This window comes from Streptomyces sp. NPDC001848, assembly GCF_042891915.1.
Lineage (GTDB): Bacteria > Actinomycetota > Actinomycetes > Streptomycetales > Streptomycetaceae > Streptomyces.
The window spans coordinates 1-18,634 of record NZ_JBIATP010000007.1; the positions used below are offsets into that span (position 1 = coordinate 1).

At 71.2% G+C, this 18,634-nt stretch carries 16 protein-coding genes; 12 read left to right on the forward strand and 4 right to left on the reverse strand.

The window, feature by feature from the left end; all coding sequences use genetic code 11:
• On the forward strand, positions 1-3,216 hold a 3,216-nt coding region (locus ACFYZJ_RS15525), incomplete at its 5' end, for a polymorphic toxin-type HINT domain-containing protein (protein ID WP_388567656.1).
• A gap of 85 nt (positions 3,217-3,301) precedes the next feature.
• Positions 3,302-3,634, forward strand: coding sequence for a hypothetical protein (locus ACFYZJ_RS15530; RefSeq protein WP_388567658.1), 333 nt, complete (start codon positions 3,302-3,304; stop codon positions 3,632-3,634).
• A gap of 773 nt (positions 3,635-4,407) precedes the next feature.
• On the opposite strand, the gene ACFYZJ_RS15535 is transcribed toward ACFYZJ_RS15530, so the two are convergent.
• Complete coding sequence (locus ACFYZJ_RS15535; protein WP_388567661.1) at positions 4,408-5,478, reverse strand: Ku protein; 1,071 nt, start codon at positions 5,476-5,478, stop codon at positions 4,408-4,410.
• Positions 5,479-5,540: 62 nt separating this feature from the next.
• Here ACFYZJ_RS15535 and ligD point away from each other — a divergent pair, with 62 nt between their 5' ends.
• Positions 5,541-6,422, forward strand: coding sequence for a non-homologous end-joining DNA ligase (ligD, locus tag ACFYZJ_RS15540; RefSeq protein ID WP_388567664.1), 882 nt, complete (start codon positions 5,541-5,543; stop codon positions 6,420-6,422).
• A gap of 82 nt (positions 6,423-6,504) precedes the next feature.
• Here ligD and ACFYZJ_RS15545 read toward each other — a convergent pair whose 3' ends face one another.
• Positions 6,505-7,308, reverse strand: coding sequence for a nuclease-related domain-containing protein (locus ACFYZJ_RS15545; protein WP_388567667.1), 804 nt, complete (start codon positions 7,306-7,308; stop codon positions 6,505-6,507).
• Between the two features lie 97 nt (positions 7,309-7,405).
• Between ACFYZJ_RS15545 and ACFYZJ_RS15550 the strand changes: the two genes are divergently transcribed.
• The 5 genes from ACFYZJ_RS15550 to ACFYZJ_RS15570 all read left to right on the forward strand — a co-directional run bounded on the left by ACFYZJ_RS15550 (position 7,406) and on the right by ACFYZJ_RS15570 (position 12,926).
• Positions 7,406-7,912, forward strand: coding sequence for a dual specificity protein phosphatase family protein (locus tag ACFYZJ_RS15550; RefSeq protein WP_388567670.1), 507 nt, complete (start codon positions 7,406-7,408; stop codon positions 7,910-7,912).
• 112 nt (positions 7,913-8,024) lie between these two features.
• Positions 8,025-8,753, forward strand: coding sequence for a hypothetical protein (locus ACFYZJ_RS15555; RefSeq protein ID WP_388567673.1), 729 nt, complete (start codon positions 8,025-8,027; stop codon positions 8,751-8,753).
• Positions 8,750-10,030, forward strand: a complete 1,281-nt coding sequence (locus ACFYZJ_RS15560) for an ATP-binding protein (protein WP_388567675.1) — start codon at positions 8,750-8,752, stop codon at positions 10,028-10,030. Before ACFYZJ_RS15555 ends, ACFYZJ_RS15560 begins: the two co-directional genes overlap by 4 nt.
• Positions 10,031-10,080: 50 nt before the next feature.
• Positions 10,081-11,454: an FtsW/RodA/SpoVE family cell cycle protein gene (locus tag ACFYZJ_RS15565; protein ID WP_388567678.1), complete on the forward strand. Its 1,374-nt coding sequence runs from the start codon at positions 10,081-10,083 to the stop codon at positions 11,452-11,454.
• Positions 11,451-12,926: a penicillin-binding transpeptidase domain-containing protein gene (locus ACFYZJ_RS15570; protein ID WP_388567681.1), complete on the forward strand. Its 1,476-nt coding sequence runs from the start codon at positions 11,451-11,453 to the stop codon at positions 12,924-12,926. Before ACFYZJ_RS15565 ends, ACFYZJ_RS15570 begins: the two co-directional genes overlap by 4 nt.
• Positions 12,927-13,050: 124 nt before the next feature.
• Here the strand turns inward: ACFYZJ_RS15570 and ACFYZJ_RS15575 are convergent, their stop codons facing one another.
• Complete coding sequence (locus tag ACFYZJ_RS15575; RefSeq protein ID WP_388567683.1) at positions 13,051-14,163, reverse strand: ferritin-like domain-containing protein; 1,113 nt, start codon at positions 14,161-14,163, stop codon at positions 13,051-13,053.
• A gap of 138 nt (positions 14,164-14,301) precedes the next feature.
• On the opposite strand from ACFYZJ_RS15575, the gene ACFYZJ_RS15580 reads away from it, so the two are divergent.
• The 4 genes from ACFYZJ_RS15580 to ACFYZJ_RS15595 all read left to right on the forward strand — a co-directional run bounded on the left by ACFYZJ_RS15580 (position 14,302) and on the right by ACFYZJ_RS15595 (position 17,401).
• A complete protein-coding gene (locus tag ACFYZJ_RS15580; protein ID WP_388567685.1) occupies positions 14,302-15,231 on the forward strand; it encodes a diiron oxygenase in 930 nt (309 codons plus the stop codon).
• Positions 15,232-15,383: 152 nt separating this feature from the next.
• Positions 15,384-16,109: a TetR/AcrR family transcriptional regulator gene (locus ACFYZJ_RS15585; RefSeq protein ID WP_388567688.1), complete on the forward strand. Its 726-nt coding sequence runs from the start codon at positions 15,384-15,386 to the stop codon at positions 16,107-16,109.
• Between the two features lie 10 nt (positions 16,110-16,119).
• Positions 16,120-16,434: a hypothetical protein gene (locus ACFYZJ_RS15590; protein ID WP_388567690.1), complete on the forward strand. Its 315-nt coding sequence runs from the start codon at positions 16,120-16,122 to the stop codon at positions 16,432-16,434.
• Positions 16,435-16,534: 100 nt separating this feature from the next.
• Complete coding sequence (locus ACFYZJ_RS15595; RefSeq protein WP_388567693.1) at positions 16,535-17,401, forward strand: hypothetical protein; 867 nt, start codon at positions 16,535-16,537, stop codon at positions 17,399-17,401.
• Here ACFYZJ_RS15595 and ACFYZJ_RS15600 read toward each other — a convergent pair.
• Entirely contained in the window at positions 17,374-18,627 is a 1,254-nt protein-coding gene (locus ACFYZJ_RS15600; protein WP_388567695.1) for a styrene monooxygenase/indole monooxygenase family protein, read from the reverse strand. The genes ACFYZJ_RS15595 and ACFYZJ_RS15600 overlap by 28 nt on opposite strands.
• Positions 18,628-18,634: the final 7 nt, after the last annotated feature.

The following is an 18,634-nucleotide window of genomic DNA, read 5'->3' on the forward strand; positions in this document are numbered from 1 at the left end:
GCCAAGGAAGCCGCGCAGAAGGCCGCCGCGGAGACCCAGGCGGCCCAGAAGGACACCCAGCACGCGGCGGCATCCGCCGCCCGCGCGGCGAGCGCCGCCCAGCAGGCCGCCACCGCCGCACAGACCGCGATCGACGCCGCTGCGGCTGCCACCGATGCCGCCCGAGTGGCCGCGAACGCCGCCTCGGCCGCCGCCGCAGCCGCGGACGGCGCCGCAGAAGCGGCCTCCCAGGCCCGTGACGCCGCCGCGAACGCGGCCCTCGACGCCGGCCAGGCAGGCGCCGCACGCAAGGCAGCCCAGAACGCACGAGACGCCGCCGCGGGCGCGCACGCCGCCGCCCAGGCCGCCGACTCGGCGCGGACCGCCGCCGCGTCGGCTGCGGATGCGGCCAAGGCGGCCGGCGGCGCCGGCAGCAACGCCAACGACGCCGCGGACGCAGCCGACCAGGCCAACTCCTACGCCGACCAGGCCGGAGCCCACTCCGCCGAAGCGCAGAACGCCGCAGCCGCCGCCCACCGGCACGCCCGCGAGGCGGCCCGCGCCGCCGACGCCGCCCAGGCACTGGCACAGGAAGCCGCCTCCGCCGCCGGAGAGGCCCGTGACGCCGCGAACGACGCGGCTACACACGCCGAGAACGCGGCCAAGGCCGCCGACGACGCGGCCAAGCACGCGGGTGAGGCGGCGACCGCTGCGAAGCAGTCCGCCGCGCACGCCAAGGAGGCCAAGAAGGACGCCGACGTGGCCAGCGCGGCGGTCGCCAAGGCCCAGAAGGTCCACGACCTGGCCGTGCGTATCGACACCGAGCAGCTGACCGCCCGCACCAACGAGGCCATCGCCCGCGCCCGGGACCTCAAAGCACAAGAGGACCAGCGCACCGCCGCCCAGCAGGCAGCCGTACAGCAGGCCAACGACCTGCAGGCCGAGGCAGGCAAGCTGGCCGACCAGGCCGCCCAGCCCGGCGCCGACCCGGCGAAGATCGCTCCCGAAGCCCGCAAGGTGGCCCTGGCCACCGCCAAGACCGGCCGGTCCTGGAGCCAGTCCGCCGCTCTCGTGGCCCTGGCCGGCTCCGACGCGGACGCAACCGCCTACATCCGCACCGGCCGCCAGGAAGCCAGCGCCCAGGACGACCGCCAGGACGTCGGGCACCTTGCGCTAGTCGCCGGCTCGGCCGACGTGCGCGCCGCCGCCGCCAAGGCGCTGGAGGGCGACGACTCGGCGGTGAGCACCTTCCTGGCCAGCGGCCAGTACGAGGCGATGAAGCAGGACATGCGCCTCGTCGTCGCCCGGACCATCGCCAACGCCGGACCGATCGAGCAGCAGGCGGGCCGTACCGCACTGAACAATGACACAACGGACGCTCTGCGGCAGTTCATCACCACCGACGATTCCCTGGCGCGCACCCAGGACGAACGCGTCCGCGCCGCCCAGCTCGCCGACACCAACAACAAGAACAACGGCCCCCAGGTCAGGGCCGCCGCCCGCATCGCCCTCGAAGGCCCCTCCGACCTGCTCCACGCCTTCATCACCGTCGGCCAGTACAAGGCCCAGCGCCAGGACCAACTGGGCGCCACCCACGAGCAGCAGATCCAGCAGCTGATCGCGCAGGCCGCCGGCATCGCCGCCACCGCCCAGAAGAACGCCGCCGAAGCGGGCAGGGCAGCAGCCAGGGCCGCCAGAGCCGACTCCGAAGCCGAGGGCTACCGCAGGCAGGCCGAAGCCGCGGCCAACGACGCCAAGAAGTACGCCACCCAGGCCAACGGCTACGCCAACCAGGCCGAACAGTCCGCCAAGGACGCCGCCGCATCGGCCAAAACCGCCCGCGGCGCACAGCAGGACGCCGAAAACGCCGCGGCCGATGCCCTCAACTCCGCCACCTACGCCCGGTACTCGGCCGACTCCGCACGCAGCTCCGCCGACTCGGCCTGGACAGATGCCCAGCAGGCCCGCGCCTCCGCCACGGCAGCAGGCAAGGACGCCACGGCCGCCGCGCAGGCGGCGACGGAGGCCTACCACACCGCAGTCGTCAAACAGCAGCAGGAAGCGGCGCGGTTCCGGCAGTTGGTCGAGGAACAGCGGAAGAAGACCAGCCAGCAGGATGATGACGGCAGCTGGATACCGGGGTGGCTCAAGGACACCGTCAACACAGTCAGCCCCTATGCGAAGGCGCTCTGGGACAACAGCCCGCAGCTCGCGGCTGACCTCATCGAGAGCGTTGGCGGCGCCTTCCTGGCGGACGTGGGTATCACGGAGGGCATCGTAGGCGGAGGCGGCGGACTCTTCCTGTGCCCCGAGACACTGGGTGCCGGCTGCGTCGAAGCAGTTCTGGCGGTCAGCGGTGGTATAGCCACGACCGGAGGTGGCCTCGGCCTGGCCAACGACGGCGTCCACCGCTTCAGCGACGACCTCGACCAAGCCCTCCGCGAAGCCAGGGAAGAACGCCCTGCGAAAGAGACATGCACCCAGTGCTTCGTGGCCGGCACCAAAGTACTCATGGCCGGCGGCCCTGCGAAGAACATCGAAAGCGTCAAGGCAGGCGACACCGTAGTCGCTACCGACCCGCCCACCGGGAAGACCGCGCCGCGCAAGGTCGCACGACTGATCATCACTGACGGCGACAAACACTTCGACGAACTCACCCTCAACACACCCGACGGACTCCGCAAGCTCACCGCCACCTACGAGCACCCCTTCTGGAACCCGACGGAAAAGCGCTGGGTCGAAGCCCATGACCTCCGAGCCGGATCCACCCTGCTGAGCAGCGACGGCAGCACCGTCCGTGTCCAGGCCAACCGTGCCTTCGACCAACGAGTACGCACCTACAACCTCACCGTCGAAGACCTCCACACGTATTATGTACTGGCAGGAAATACGCCGGTATTGGTGCACAACAGCAACTGCGATCTCGTTGGCCCAACGAGAGCCACGCATATTCTTGATGGCGACGCCACCGGAGGCGGCCATCGATACCCTGGGGCGCCTGGGAAGACTCCGTTCCCTCAGGGGTGGAGTGACGAACAGATCCTGAACAACATCTCCGAGGTGGCCACCAATCCGAAGTCGACGTGGACGTGGCAGAGGGGCGCTGAGGGTTCTACTTTTACGAAGAAGGGCCTACCCTCCAGGGTCGCGATTGTCGGCACGGTGGACGGCGTGCAGCTGCGTGTAATCTATGAGCCTGCAACTGACACGATCATCACGGCGCATCCCTGGCCCTAAGGCATGGCAAAGTAAGCGCGGTAATCATTGACCGTACGGCCCCTGGCTCCGGCTCGGGCCTTACAGCGGAAGGAGCTTGGGCAAGATGAGCGAAACATTTGATGCCGTCAATCGGGAGGCATCGTGGCATCGGGCAAGAAACGCTCTCGAAGCCGCAGCCGCTCTTCTTGCGCCGGGCGAATCGAGCGAGGCCCTGGTTGAATTTCGAGACTTTATCGCTCGCAACGAGTTGGAGCTCGCATTCGATGAGCTAGTTGCGATCGGGGATGACCTGGAGCTGGATATCAGGTTCTGGTTGCTGCTCGATTCTGCAGCTCGCGAAATGCGGCTGTATTCGGCGGCGCTAGATGTTCCGCACCTTACGAGTGCGGATCTTTGCAGGCGTCATATCGCGGTTCATTCGGAGTCGCCGGCCTGATAGGAAAAGCACCTGCAGAAACCCGAGGGCCACGCCGGAGCGAGTCGTTCCGGCGTGGCCCTCGGACACTTTGACCGCAACGCCGGCGGACACGTTCTGCGCTTGGCGGGCCGTCAGGGCTCTCGTGGGTCGCGGAGGGCGTTGCCAAGGGTGTCGATGGCTTGGCACTGGCGGCGGAGGCGGCGGACTCTTCCTGTGCCCCGAGACACCGGGTGCCGGCTGCGCAGAAGCAGTTCTGGCGGTCAGCGACGGTACAGCCACGACCGGAGGTGGCCTCGGCCTGGCCAACGACGGCGTCCACCGCTTCAGCGACGACCTCGACCAGGCCCTCCGCGAAGCCCGGGAAGAAGGCAGTCCCGGACACGTCGTCGGGAAGGGCGACGATCCCCTGGTTCCTGAGCTGGTCGACGAGATCAACGCCCGTCACCCCGGGCTCGTCCGAGCTCGGGGCGTGGACGTCGTCGGAGCGGACGGTAAAGTGCTCACGGACTTCGATACCGTGAAGAGGTTCTGGCGCACTATTCGTCGTGAACCTCTTTGGGACTGGCGCTCCGCAGTGGCTGAGTGATTGCCGCATGTCGAGGCGGTGACTTGCGGGGCGTTCTCGATCCGCCCGGCAGTACCGATGTGCTGCCGGGCCACACCGACGCTCTTCATGCCCTTCTTGATGTCGTCGGTTTCGTCGGCGATCAGGACCCGCATCGTCGGCGGACAGGGCGGCCACCGCGACCTCGCCCACCCGGTGGCGCAACTCGTGCAGAGTCCTACTGGAACTAGGCCCCCTTGGCCGTCGCCTTCTTCCCCGTCGCCTTCTTGGCGGGCGCCTTCCCGGCTGCCGTCCCCTTGGTCGCGGTCCCCGACCCGGCCGCCGCCTTCTTCGCCGTGGTCCCCGACTTCGCGGTCGCCTTCTTCGCCGCGGTCCCCGACTTCGCCGCCGTCTTCCTCGCCGCCGGTGCCCCCTTCCTCCCGCCGGTCTCCTTCGGCTGCGTACGCGCCGCCTTCCGCTCCGGCAACCGTCTGACCTCGGCCTTCTCCCCCGACGCCCCCTCACCCGTCGCCTTCTCACCGGCCCCCCGCGCCTCCTTGGCCGCCCGCACGCTCTTCTCCAGCGCCGCCATCAGGTCGAGCACCTTGCCGGCCTCGGGCACCGGCGCCACCGGCGGTTCCCTGCCCTCCGCCTTGGCCGCGATCAGTTCCTCGACCGCCTCGCGGTACTCGTCGTGCAGCTCGTCCAGGTCCACCTCCCCCAGCGTGTCCATCAGGGCGTCCGCCAGGTCCAGCTCCTTGTCCCGGACGGTGATGTTCCCCTCCGGCGCCACGCCCTCCGGCGTCCGGATCTCGTCCGGCCACAGCAGTGCGTGCATGGCGAGGACGTCACCTACCGGGCGCAGCATCCCGAGCCGTTCCCGGCCCCGCAGGGCGAACTTCGCGATCGCCACCTTCCCTGTGCGCTCCAGCGCCTCGCGCAGCAGCGTGTAGGGCTTGGCGGCCGGAGTGCCGTTGGCGCACAGGTAGTACGCCGTGTCCATCTGGAGCGGGTCGATCAGGCCCTCCGGGACGAACGCCACGATCTCGATCGTCCTGGTCGTCGGGATGGGCAGCTGCGCCAGGTCCTCGTCCGTGATCGGTATGACCGAGCCGTCCGCGTCCTCATACCCCTTGCCGATCTCCGCCTGCGCCACCTCGCGGTCCTCCAGCTCGCAGAACTTGCGGTACCGGATCCGGCCGCCGTCCTCCAGGTGGATCTGACGGAAGGAGATCGAGTGGTTCTCGGTGGCGTTCATCAGCTTGATGGGGATGCTCACCAGGCCGAACGAGATGGCACCGTTCCAGATGGATCGCACGTTCCGCCCCTTTTTCTCATAGGTCGGGCGATTTCACGGGTTTCTCGTGGGACTCTCATCGTATGACGCCGATCACAGAGGTGGAGGGGCGACGGCTGGCGCTCAGCAACCTGGAGAAGGTGATCCATCCCGCGACCGGCTTCACCAAGGGCGAGCTGCTGCACTACTACGCGACCACCGCGAGCGCCCTGCTGCCCCACCTCCGCGACCGCCCGCTGTCCTTCCTGCGCTATCCGGACGGGCCGGACGGACAGCTGTTCTTCGCCAAGAACGTGCCTCCGGGTACGCCCGACTGGGTCACCACGGCGGAGGTGCCGCGCTCGGAGGGAGCGGCCCGCATGGTGCTGATCCAGGACCTGTCCAGCCTGATGTGGGCGGCGAACCTCGTCACCGAGTTCCACACCCCCCAGTGGCGCATCGACACGCCCGACATCGCGGACCGGTTGGTCTTCGACCTCGACCCGGGGGCACCGGCCACGATCGTCGAGTGCTGCGAGGTCGCCCTGTGGCTGCGGGAGCGGCTCGCGGCGGACGGGGTCGAGGCGTACGCGAAGACGTCAGGCTCCAAGGGGTTGCATCTGCTCGCGGCCGTGGAACCGACGCCGTCGCAGCGGACGACGGACTACGCCCGGCAGCTCGCCGTGGAGGCGGAGAAGGCGATGCCCCGCCTCGTCATCCACCGCATGACCCGCAGTCTGCGGCCCGGGAAGGTCTTCGTGGACTGGAGCCAGAACGCGGCCCGCAAGACCACCGCCACGCCCTACACCCTGCGCGCCCGGGCGGAGCCCACCGTGTCGGCGCCGGTGACATGGGAGGAGGTGACGGACTGCGGCTCGCCCGGCAGTCTCGTCTTCCGTGCCGCGGACATCGCTCCCCGGCTGCAGGCGTACGGGGACCTCATGGGCCCGGTCTGCGATCCGGAGCAAGCTGTTCGGCTTCCCTGAGCCCCCCGCCGCGGCACGGTCACACCGGGACCGTGTGTGCCGCGCCACATCACACCGGGACCGTGTGTGCCGCCGCACCACGTCACACCCGGGACCACGTATGCCGGTCCCTTGCCATCGCGTGCAGCGCCTCCACATCCGCCGGCTTCAGCACCCCGCCCAGCCGTGCCAGGCCGGGCAGGTCCGTGTCCTTCAGGACGCGTATCTCCCGCAGTGGGGCCGTGATCTCCAGGCGGGCGGACTCGGTGACGATCAGGACCGGGTGCACCTCGGCCGTCAGCGCGTACGACGCCCGGTCCGCGTCGGCGCGCACCTGGTGCAGCAGCGGCCGTGCCTCCTGGCGGCCCACCGTCACCATCGGGTCGGCGACGAGGACCCACTGTTTACGGGCGTACAGGGAGCGCACGGCGAACAGACCGCCGGGGCCGATCGCCAGGTGGTGGATGCGGTCGCCGCCGGGCAGCGGCACCGAGTGCAGGGTGCGCCAGCCCGCGCCCTCCAGGCCGTCCAGCGCCTCGCCGACCGACTGCTCGGCGGCGAGGGCCCGGCGCCGCGGGTCCGGGCGCAGCCGGTGTGCGGGGCCCGGGTCGCGGTCCAGGGCGATCAGCAGGGCCTCGCCGGGCCGGTTCGGGGCCAGGTCGTCGTCCGGGTGGAGGGTGAGCCGGGCCAGTTCCGCGGGCGTGGGCACGGGGGGCGGTCCCACGGTCACCGGGCCCGTGAGGAACGGGCCGAGCGCGTCGAGCACATCCTCGCGCAGGTCCTCGCTCAGCAGGTTGACCCGGCCGGTCTCCCGGTCGTACCAGGCGATGTTCCGCCCGTCGGTGCCGCACACGTACAGGCGTTCCTGTCCGTGTCGCCAGGTCGGTACGACGCGCAGTCCGTCCATGCACCATCACCCCTCGACCATGGGAACAGGCGGGGTGCTCCGGGGGCAAGAACCCGGCTACCTTTGTGAGCAGTTGGGGACTCGGTGGGAGGCGCCCTTGCGGACCCGCAGAAAGCAACCCGATGTTCCGGCTCCCGACGCCCCGTGGAGCGAGATCGTGCCCGGCCTGTGGATGGGCGGCCACGAGTTCAGGGGGCGCTCCGGGGAGCGGGAGTTCGCCGTCGTACGTGATGAGTTCGATCTTGTGCTGACTCTGTTGCGGCTGCCCGGGCACGGGCCCGACGAGGGGGTCGAGCACCATGTCTGGCCGATCCCCGACGGACCGCTGGACGGGACGCAACTCGCGGGCGTGATGCGGCTGGCACAGGCCGCCGACGACGCGCTGGAGGACGGGCGGCGGGTGCTTGTCCGGTGTTATCACGGGTACAACCGTTCGGGTCTGGTCGTCGCGCATGCGCTGGTCCGGGCCGGGCACACCGCCGAGGAGGCGATCCGGATGATCCGGTCCCGGCGCGGGCCCTGGGCGCTGCACAACGAGCTGTTCGTGGAGTACCTGCGGGCGGGCCTGGACACCGCCCGTCTGCTGGAGGAACTCGCGGAGTAACCTCACTGGCCGACCGTAGAGTGAACAACCGGTCATCAGGTGAGCAAAAAGGACGGATGTCCCCGTGTGCCCCAGCAGCCGTCGCGTGCGCGCGGCGTTCCGAAGCCCTCGCGTGCGCGCGACCCTCGGTGTCGCGGTGGCCGCCCTGCTGCTGGCGGGCTGCGGCGACTCCGGTGCCCTGCGCGGCGCGGGTCCGGCCGCCACCGCCGTCGGCCCGGTGCGGCTGTGGCCCCAGTTGCCGCCCGCCTCCACGCCGGCCCTCGACTACGGCGAGGCGGAGACCGAGACCGTCAAGGGCATCACCGTTCCGGGTGATGACATCCACCGGGTGGATCCCCTGGACGTCGTGCGCGCCGAGGTCGCCGCGCACCCGGACGCGTACTCCGGCCCGCACGCGGTGTACGCCGAGACGCGCAAGCGGCTGGAGGACTGCGGCAAGGCGGGCCCGCAGGGGCGGCAGTGCCCGGTCCTGCGGGCGTACTACCGCGACCTCACCGGTGACGGCGAGGACGACATGGTGCTCGGCATCCGCTTCCCGGACAACCAGCTGGCGGTGCGCGTGTACACCGTCGAGCACCATCGGCTGGTGCAGGTCATGGGCACCTCGGACAGCGTGATCAGCGTGGAGCTGGCGGGCCGGACCGTGATCATCCGCTCGCCGTCGACGCTGCCGGGCTACGAGTTCCGCACGGAGTGGACCTGGGATCCGCACCAGCACGCCATGCTGGCGACCCGGGACGAGATCGTGCGGGTGGGCACCGCACCCCCGCGCCGGCCGGTCGCGCCGACCCCGTCCCCCTCCGCCCCGGCCACGCCCGTCCCGCCGGAGAGCGCCCGATGAGGCCCCTCGGCCGCACGCTCGGCCGGCTGCCGCGCTGGACCGGCACGCTGACCTGGAAGGCGGCCGCCTTCATCACCGTCATGTGCTGCGGTCTGGCCGCGCTGCTCGGCGTGCTCGTCCATGTCCAGGTCACCGACCGGACCGTCGGCGAGGCCCGCGGCCGGGCGCTGGCCCGGCTGTCGGAAGCGGCGCAGGCCTACGAGGCGGGCGACCGGCTGCCGCACGATGCGGGCGTCGACCCGCCGGGGCTGCCGGCGCCGCTGCGGGAACTGGCGGCGGACGGGTACCGCGGCACCATGGTCGGGACCGACGATCCGGAGCCCACGATGTGGGCCGCGGGCCCGGCCGACGGCGGCCGGGCGCTCGCCGTGCAGGTCGACTACGCGCAGGGCGCCCGCATCATCGACGCGCTGGACGAGGCGATCGTGTGGTCGTCGGCGCTGGCGAGCGGCGCGACGCTGTGCGTGGGGACGTTCGCGGTGACCCGGGTGACCCGGCGGCTGCAGGCGACCGCGCAGGTGGCCCGGCGGATCAGCGCGGGCGACCTGGACGCGCGCGTGAACGACCGGCGGGCGAGGAATCCGGCGCGCCCCCAGGACGAGGTGGCCGCGGTCGCGGGCGCCCTGGACACCATGGCGGCCTCGCTGCAGGGCAAGCTGCTGACCGAGCAGCGGTTCACCGCGGACGTGGCGCACGAGCTGCGCACCCCGCTGACCGGACTGCACGCGGCGGCCGAGCTGCTGCCGCCCGGGCGGCCGACCGAGCTGGTGCGGGACCGGGTGGCGGCGCTGCGCACGCTCACCGAGGACCTGCTGGAGATCTCCCGCCTGGACGCGGGCGGCGAACGGCTGGAGCTGGCCGACGAACGGCTCGCGCCGCTGGTGCGGCGGGTGGTGCGGGCCTCCGGCACCCCGGTCGAGGTGCGGGTGGTGCGGGACGCGTGCGTGGCGACCGACCGGCGGCGGCTGGAGCGGGTGCTCGGCAATCTGGTGGCGAACGCGCACCGGCACGGGCGCGGTCCGGTGGTGCTGACGGTCGACGGCCCGCGGGTCACGGTACGGGACCACGGGGACGGCTATCCGGACTACCTGCTGGCGCACGGGCCGCAGCGGTTTCGCACCGAGGGCGGCGCCAAGGGGCACGGCCTCGGGCTGACGATCGCGCTCGGCCAGGCGGAGGTGCTGGGCGCCCGGCTGGAGTTCGCCAACGCGCCGGACGGCGGGGCCATGGCCACGCTGTGCCTCCCGACGGCCCCAAGGAGTACCGGAACGGGCTGATTGCCCTGGCATAACGGGACATATCGCTCACCGCTTGCTACGTTCCGCACATGATCCAGCCCGGAACGCCAGGAGCGCGGACCGTGACGCCGGCGGACTCCCCGGTCCCCGCGCTGCGCCTGCCCCGGCGCCGGGGCACCGAGTTCGGCCTGATCGTCCTCGCCGTGCTGCTGTCGGTGTACGGCTACTGCGCCGTCGGCCTCGCCCGGCACGGCACCCTCCCGCCCGGCGCGCTCCGCTACGGCGCCGGGCTCGGCGGGCTCGCGCTGCTCGCGCACTGCGCGGTACGGCTGCGCGCCCCGTACGCCGATCCCCTGCTGCTGCCCATCGCGGTGCTGCTCAACGGCGTGGGCCTGGTGCTGATCCACCGCCTGGACCTGGAGACCCCGGGCCACCGGGCGACCCCCACCCAGCTGTCCTGGTCGACGCTCGGCGTCGCGCTGTTCACCGCCGTCGTACTGCTGCTGCCCCACCACCGGGTGCTCCAGCGCTACACCTATCTGTGCGGGGGCGGCGCGCTGGCCCTGCTCACCCTGCCGATCTTCTTCCCGGCGGTGAACGGCGCCCGGATCTGGCTCAGGGTCGCCGGGTGCTCCATCCAGCCGGGTGAGTTCGCGAAGCTGCTGCTCGCGGTCTTCTTCGCCGGGTACCTGTCCGCCAACCGGCAGGCGCTGGCGTTCACGGGCCGCAGGGTGTGGCGGCTGCAGCTGCCCACCGGGCGGGTCCTCGGCCCGGTGGTGGCGATCTGGCTGCTGAGCGTCGGCGTCCTCGTCCTGGAACGCGACCTCGGCACCTCGCTGCTGTTCTTCGGGCTGTTCGTGGTGCTGCTGTACGTCGCCACGGGCCGCACCGGCTGGATCGCGGTCGGCCTGCTGCTGGCACTGGTGGGCGCGTACGCCGTGGGCCGGCTGGAGCCGCATGTGCACGCCCGGGTCCAGGACTGGCTGCACCCCTTCGCCTCGATCGAGGCGGGCCAGGGTGCGGGTCAGCTCGCCCAGTCGCTGTTCGCGTTCGCCGCCGGCGGCGCGCTCGGCACCGGGCTCGGCCTCGGCCACTCGGTGCTGATCGGCTTCGCGGTGAAGTCGGACTTCATCCTGGCGACGGCGGGCGAGGAGCTGGGCTTCGCCGGCCTGTCCGCACTGTTCCTGCTCTACGCCCTGCTGGTGGAGCGCGGCTACCGGGCGGGGCTGGCGCTGCGCGACCCGTTCGGGCGGCTGCTCGCCGTGGGGCTCGCGTCGATCGTCGCGCTCCAGGTGTTCGTGATCGCGGGCGGGGTGACGGGCCTGATCCCGCTGACGGGCATGGCGATGCCGTTCCTGGCGCAGGGCGGTTCGTCGCTGGTCACCAACTGGATCATCGTGGCGCTGCTGATCCGGATCAGCGACTCGGCCCGCAGTCAGTACGACAGGACGGCCGCGTCATGAGCGGGTACATCCGCCGGGCGGCGGCCCTGTGCGCGCTGCTGCTGATCGCCCTGCTCGCCAACGCGACCCGGGTGCAGGTCCTCGAGTCCGAGCACTACGGCGGCAATCCCGCCAACCGGCGGCAGGCGATCGCCCGGTACGGCGGCCCCCGTGGCGACATCCTGGTCGACGGCCGCCCGGTGACCGGGTCCCGGGACACGGGCGGCATGTTCCGCTACACCCGCGCCTACACCGACGGGCCGCTGTACGCGCCGGTCACCGGGTTCGCCTCCCAGGTGTACGGGACGACGCTGCTGGAGCACACCGAGGACGCGCTGCTGTCCGGCACCGACCCGCTGCTCGATCCGCTCCCCCTGTGGAACGGCGTCCTCAGGAAGCGCATCCCCGGGGGACATGTCGTCACCACCCTCAACGGGGCGGCGCAGCGGGCCGCGTACCAGGGGCTGGCCGGGCGCACGGGCGCGGTCGCCGCGGTCGAACCGGCGACGGGACGGATCCTGGCGCTGGTGTCGACGCCGTCGTACGACCCCGGGGAGCTGTCCGGGACGTCGTCGTCCGTGAGCCGGGCCTGGAAGCGGCTGAACGGGGACGCGGCGCGGCCGATGCTCAACCGGGCGATCCGGCAGACGTATCCGCCCGGTTCGACGTTCAAGGTGGTCACGGCCACTGCGGCCCTCGAGGCGGGAGTGGTGACGGACCTCGACGCGCCGACGGACTCCCCCGACCCCTACCGGCTGCCCGGCTCCACGGCACAGCTGACCAACGAGACCGACGGCTGCGCGGACGCGTCGCTGCGGTACGCCTTCACGTGGTCGTGCAACACGGTGTTCGCCAAGCTGGGTGCGGAGGTGGGGCTGCGGAACATGACGGCCACGGCGGCGAACTTCGGCTTCGACGAGCGCAAGCTGAGGGTGCCGTTCGCGGTGGCGCCGAGCACGTTCGCGGGCAAGCTGGACCCCTCCCAGCTGGCGCTGTCCTCGATCGGGCAGTACGAGACCCGGGCGACACCGCTGCAGATGGCGATGGTCGCGGCGGCGGTGGCCAACGGGGGCGATGTGAGGGCGCCGTACCTGGTGGAACGCACGACGACGAAGGACGGCGAGACGGTCTCCACGGCCACGCCCCGCACCCTGCACCGGGCGATGAGCGCCACCACCGCGGAACAGTTGCGGGAGATGATGGCGGACGTGGTGCGGGAGGGCACGGGTCGTAACGCGGCGATCCCCGGCGCCCGAGTGGGCGGCAAGACCGGCACGGCCCAGCACGGCGTCGACAACTCCGGGAAGCCGTACGCCTGGTTCATCTCCTGGGCGCAGGCGGAGGACGCGCTGGAGCCTGCGGTGGCGGTCGCGGTGGTCGTGGAGGACGCCGCGGGCCGGCAGGGGGAGATCAGTGGGGGCGGGGACGCGGCGCCGGTCGCCAGGGCGGTGATGGAGGCTGTGCTGAACTCCCGGCAGAGGCCGTCTCATTGACGAGGTCGACGGGGTCGAGCCTCCGAGACGACCTCGACAGCGATGACGACGTCTTCCGGCCGGTACCGGGTCTGCCGTGGACCGGCATCGGCGTCCGCACGGAAAACCAGCGTCGATCGAGTGATCAACCACCGAGGCGTTGACCCTCGTCGATCGCCTCCCGCACCTCGGCCACCCTTTCCCTCTCCTCCGCCGCGAAGCGCTCCGCGTCCAGCTTCTCCGCGATCTCCTCGTCCTGCGCCATCAGCAGGTCCAGGTTCGAGTCGCCCATCTCGAAGACGCCCATGTCCACATAGGCCTGCTGGAGGCGCTTGCCCCACAGGCCGATGTCCTTGACGCACGGCACGATGCGGCTGAACAGCAGCTGCCGGAACAGCTGGAGGAATTCGGACCTCTCGCTGAACTCCTCCGCCTCGGCCTTGGGGATGCCGAAGTTCTCCAACACCTCCACCCCGCGCAGGCGGTCCCGCATCAGGTAGCAGCCCTCGATGACGAACTCCTCGCGCTCACGCAGTTCGGCGTCCGTGAGCTGCTTGTAGTAGTCGCGCAGCGCCATCCGGCCGAAGGCCACGTGCCGGGCCTCGTCCTGCATGACGTACGCGAGGATCTGCTTGGGCAGTGGCTTGTCGGTGGTGTCGCGGATCATGCCGAAGGCGGCGAGCGCCAGGCCCTCGATGAGGACCTGCATGCCGAGGTACGGCATGTCCCACCGGCTGTCCCGCAGGGTGTCCCCGAGCAGCGCCTGGAGGTTGTCGTTGATCGGGTAGAGCATTCCGATCTTCTCGTGCAGGAAGCGCCCGTAGATCTCGGCGTGCCGGGCCTCGTCCATGGTCTGGGTCGCCGAGTAGAACTTCGCGTCCAGGTCGGGGACGGACTCCACGATCCGCGCCGCACAGATCATCGCGCCCTGCTCGCCGTGCAGGAACTGGCTGAACTGCCAGGAGGCGTAGTGCCGGCGCAGCTCACCCTTGTCGCGGTCGGTCATCTTCGCCCAGTACGGCGTCCCGTACAGGGTCATCGCCTCGTCCGGCGTGCCGAGCGGGTCGTACGGGTCCACCTCCAGGTCCCAGTCGATCCGCTTCTGCCCGTCCCACTGCTTGTCCTTGCCCTTCTGGTACAGGGCCAGCAGCCGGCCGCGCCCGTCGTCGTACTCCCAGCTGAAACGGGCGGCGCCACTCGCGGGCACCTGCCAGAGGGGGTCCCCCGGGTCCTTGGCGTAGAGCTCGAACGTCGACATAAGCACACGCTCACACGAGGTAGACGTCGCGTCAACAAGTGGAACGCAAGGGATTGACGTCCTTGCTGACAAGCAGTCGCATAAGACTGCGACCACGGGTAACAGGCGGCCCGTACGACGAGGTGGGTGGGCACAGCGATGACGACCGTGACGGAAGCAGACGTGCTGCGCGACGCGCTGGGACTGCTCAAGGACCGGGAGCAGGTGGCGGAGCGGCTCCTCTCCTCCTCCGCCAAACACTCCTTCGACCCGGACCAGGAACTGGACTGGGACGCGCCCTACGAGGAAGGAAAGTGGTTCTGGCCCCCGGAGCTGGTGTCGCTGTACGACACACCACTGTGGCGGCGGATGAGCGAGGAACAGCGGATCCTGCTCTCCCAGCACGAGGCCGCGGCACTCGCCTCCCTCGGCATCTGGTTCGAGATCATCCTGATGCAGCTGCTGGTCCGGCACATCTACGACAAGGCCGCGACCAGCGCGCACGTGCGGTACGCGCTGACCGAGATCGAGGACGAGTGCCGGCACTCGAAGATGTTCGCCCGGCTGATCGCACACGGCGACACGCCCTGGTACCCGGTGAGCCGTGCGCACCAGAACCTGGGCCGCGTCTTCAAGACGATCTCCACCACACCGGGCTCCTTCACCGCCACGCTGCTCGGCGAGGAGGTCCTGGACTGGATGCAGCGGCTGACGTTCCCCGACGAGCGGGTGCAGCCGCTGATCCGTGGGGTCACACGCATCCACGTGGTCGAGGAGGCCCGCCACGTCCGCTACGCCCGCGAGGAACTGCGCCGTCAGATGGTGACCGCTCCGCGGTGGTCGCAGGAGTTCACGCGGATCACCTCCGGTGAGTTCGCGCGGGTGTTCTCGGTGGCCTTCGTGAACCCGGAGGTGTACACGAACGTGGGCCTGGACAAGCGGGAGGCGGTGGCCCAGGTGAGGGCGAGCGGGCACCGCCGGGAGATCATGCAGACGGGAGCGAAGAGGCTGACGGACTTCCTGGACGACATCGGGGTGCTGAGGGGGGTCGGGCGACGGTTGTGGAGGTCGTCGGGGTTGCTGGCATGAGTACGTCTCGGCTTCGGGCCGGCATTTCCAGCCCGTCCGGCGCTTGAGGACGAGGCCGTTCAGGCCGATGGGCGTCCGGAGGCGCAGCCCCCGGCACGGCCACTGCGGCTTCGGGTGCCTCGCCCTCCTGGTAACACGGTTACGCTGCGAACATGACCTCCGAGGCCCCCACGCGCGCATACCGCCGACTGAGCGTCGAAGAACGGCGTCGCCAGCTCCTCGACGCCGCGCTCACCCTCTTCGCGCACCGCGCCCCCGAGGAGGTCTCCCTCGACGACGTGGCGGAGGCGGCCGGCGTCTCCCGCCCCCTCGTCTACCGCTACTTCCCCGGCGGCAAGCAGCAGCTGTACGAGGCCGCCCTGCGCTCCGCCGCCGACGACCTCCGGCAGTGCTTCGCCGAACCCCCCGAAGGCCCGCTCAGCCACCGCCTCGGCCGCGCCCTCGACCGCTACCTCGCCTTCGTCGCCCGGCACGACGCCGGTTTCAGTGCCCTGCTCCAGGGCGGCAGCGTGGCCGAGACGTCCCGGACCACCGCCATCGTCGACGGCGTACGCCGGGCCGCGGCCGAGCACATCCTCACCCATCTCGGCGTCGAGGCACCCGGCCCCGGGCTGCGGATGACCGTACGGATGTGGATCACCTCCGTCGAGGCGGCGTCCCTCATCTGGCTCGACCAGGACAAGCAGCCCCCCGTCGAGGAGTTGCGGGACTGGCTGGTGGAGCAGTTCGTGGCCTGCCTGGTGGCCACCGCGGGACGCGATGCGCAGACCGCCTCCGTGGTCCGCTCCGCGCTGGCCCTGGAGAGCGCCGAGGGGCCGGTGGGCGCCCTGGCGCGCCGCGTCCTGCCCGTCCTCGGCGACGCCGGTCACCTGCTGTGACACTGGTGCCGTGAAGAGCCAAGACACCCCGTTCGTCGGCGGCCCCCTGGACGGTCGCGTCCTGCCCGTCCTGCTCGGCCTCACCGGCCACCCTCCGAAGACGTACCGCGTGCCCGTCCCGGACGCGGCCGGCGGTCCGCCCACCGTCCTCGTCTACCGTCGCGTCCCGGCGGGCCCGAGCGGCAGGTTCGGTCTCCACCCGGGCTGGAAGTACGAGTACGACCCGGAGGGGGACACCGGCGGCCGTCTGCGCCTGCCGTGGTCGAAGCCGCGCCGGACGCCAGGCGCCACGCCGGGCGAGGGCACGGACACCGCCCACGAGTGACCCCGCTGCGCCGAACCGGCCACTCGCCGCGCGCAGAGGCCGCGCCCGTCTCATCCTGCCGGTGCGAGGTGGAGGGACCACCCGGCTCGGAGGTGACGACGTGTCAGAAAGCTGGCTGCGCCTGGCCGGTACGGCGTGCACGGCGGCGGTGACCACGTGGGCCCTGCTCGCCGGCGCACCCGCGACCGCCGTCCCGGACCCGCCCCCCAGCACCACGGCCCAACCGGCCCCCGAGCCGAGCACCACAACTCAACCGGCCCCCGAGCCGAGCACCACTGCCCAACCAGACCCGGACCCCAGCGCCACGACCCAGCCGAACCCGGCCCCCAGCACCGTCCCCCCTGAGACCCGCCCCGTCTCCCAGCTGTTGACGGTCTTTCAGCAGCTCTACCGTGCCGCGGCGCAGGCCACCGAGGTTTACCACGCCACCACCGAGCAGCTGAAGCAGCGTCAGGCGGAGGTGGACCGGCTCGACGAGCAGCTCGCCAGGACCCGGCTCGAGCTGCAGAGCAGCCGCGTCGAGGCCGGTCGGCTGGCCCGGCAGCAGTACCAGGGCAGCACGTCCCTCTCCCCGTACGTGCGCCTGCTGTTCGCCCGCGACCCCCAGCACGCGCTCGACATGGGCCATCTGATCGGCCAGTTGACGCGGGAACGGGCCGCGGCCGTGAACCAGCTCACCGGCGCCGAGCGGAGCGCCGACGCCCTGGCCCGCGCGGCCCGCAAGGCGCTGGACGACCAGCTCACCCTCACGGACCGGCAGAAGCGGGCGCGGGACGACGTCGAACAGCGACTCGGTGACATCGAGAAGCTGCTCGCCTCCCTCACCCCCGAACAGCTGGCCGCCCTGGCCCGGTACGAGCAGGACACGGCCGCGGCGGCCCGGCAGTCACCGGCCGCCGCGTCCCCGACAGGAGGAGCCGTGCGCCCGGGGGCGTCAGGTCAGGCGCCGGCCACCGACGCCAGGTAGGCCTCGGCCTTCTCCGGCTCGTAGAAGAAGTTCTCGAAGTCCGAGGGGTCGTTGAACCCGTTGGCGATCCGGTGCGCCACCGGCGGCATCGCCCCGGCCGCACCGATCAGGTTCAGCACATGCTCCGGCGGCACGCCCAGCATCGCGTTGGTCCACTTGGTGACGTGGCGCGCCGTCTCCCAGTAGCGGTCGAACGTCTGCTGCATCCACGCCTCGTCGAACTCCTTGTCCTCGTGTTCGAGGATGGAGGCGAGATACGCGGCGGCGCACTTGGACGCCGAGTTGGAGCCCTGCCCGGTGATCGGGTCGTTCGCCACGACCACGTCGGCGACACCGAGCACCAGACCGCCTCCGGGCAGCCGCCCGATCGGCTTGCGGACCGTGGGCGCGTAGCGCCCGGCCAGCGTGCCGCCCGCGTCGGTCAGCTCCACCTTGGTGGCCCGCGCGTACTCCCAGGGAGTGAACTTCTCCATGAGTTCCAGGGTCAGGGAGAGGTGCTCACCGGGGTCCTTGACGCCGTTGAAGACGTCGAGCGGGCCGCCGGGTATGCCTTCCCAGAACAGGATGTCCGCGCGGCCCGAGGTCGTGAGCGTCGGCATGACGAACAGCTCGCCGACGCCCGGGACCAGGTTGCAGCGGACCGCGTAGAAGTCCGGGTGCTCGGGGCGGGGGCCGAGGCCGTGGACGTACGACACGGCGAGCGCGCGCTGCGGCTCGCTGTACGGGGACCGCTCCGGGTCGCGGGCGAACATCGACACCAGCTCGCCCTTGCCGGCCGACACCAGCACCAGGTCGTACGTACGGGAGAAGTAATCGAGGTCGGAGACCGCCGCGCCGTGGATGACGAGCTGGCCGCCGCGCTGTGCGAACGTCTCCATCCAGCCGGCCATCTTCAGCCGCTGGTCGACCGACTGCGCGTATCCGTCGAGCTTCGCCACCCAGTCGATCGCGCGCTGCGACGGGCCCGGGTCGAACGAGCCGGGAGCGGCGACGGACACGCCGAGGCCCTCGATCTTCGGGGCCTGGGACTCCCAGAAGTTCAGCTTCAGGTCCCGCTCGTGCTGCAGCGCCGTGTCGAACATGCACTGCGTCGACATGACCCGGCCGGTGCGGATCTCGTCCGCGGTCCGGTTGGACATCAGGGTGACCTCGTACCCGTGCGACTGGAGGCCGAGGGCGAGCTGGAGTCCGGACTGGCCGGCTCCGACGACGAGTATCTTCCGCATGCGGGTG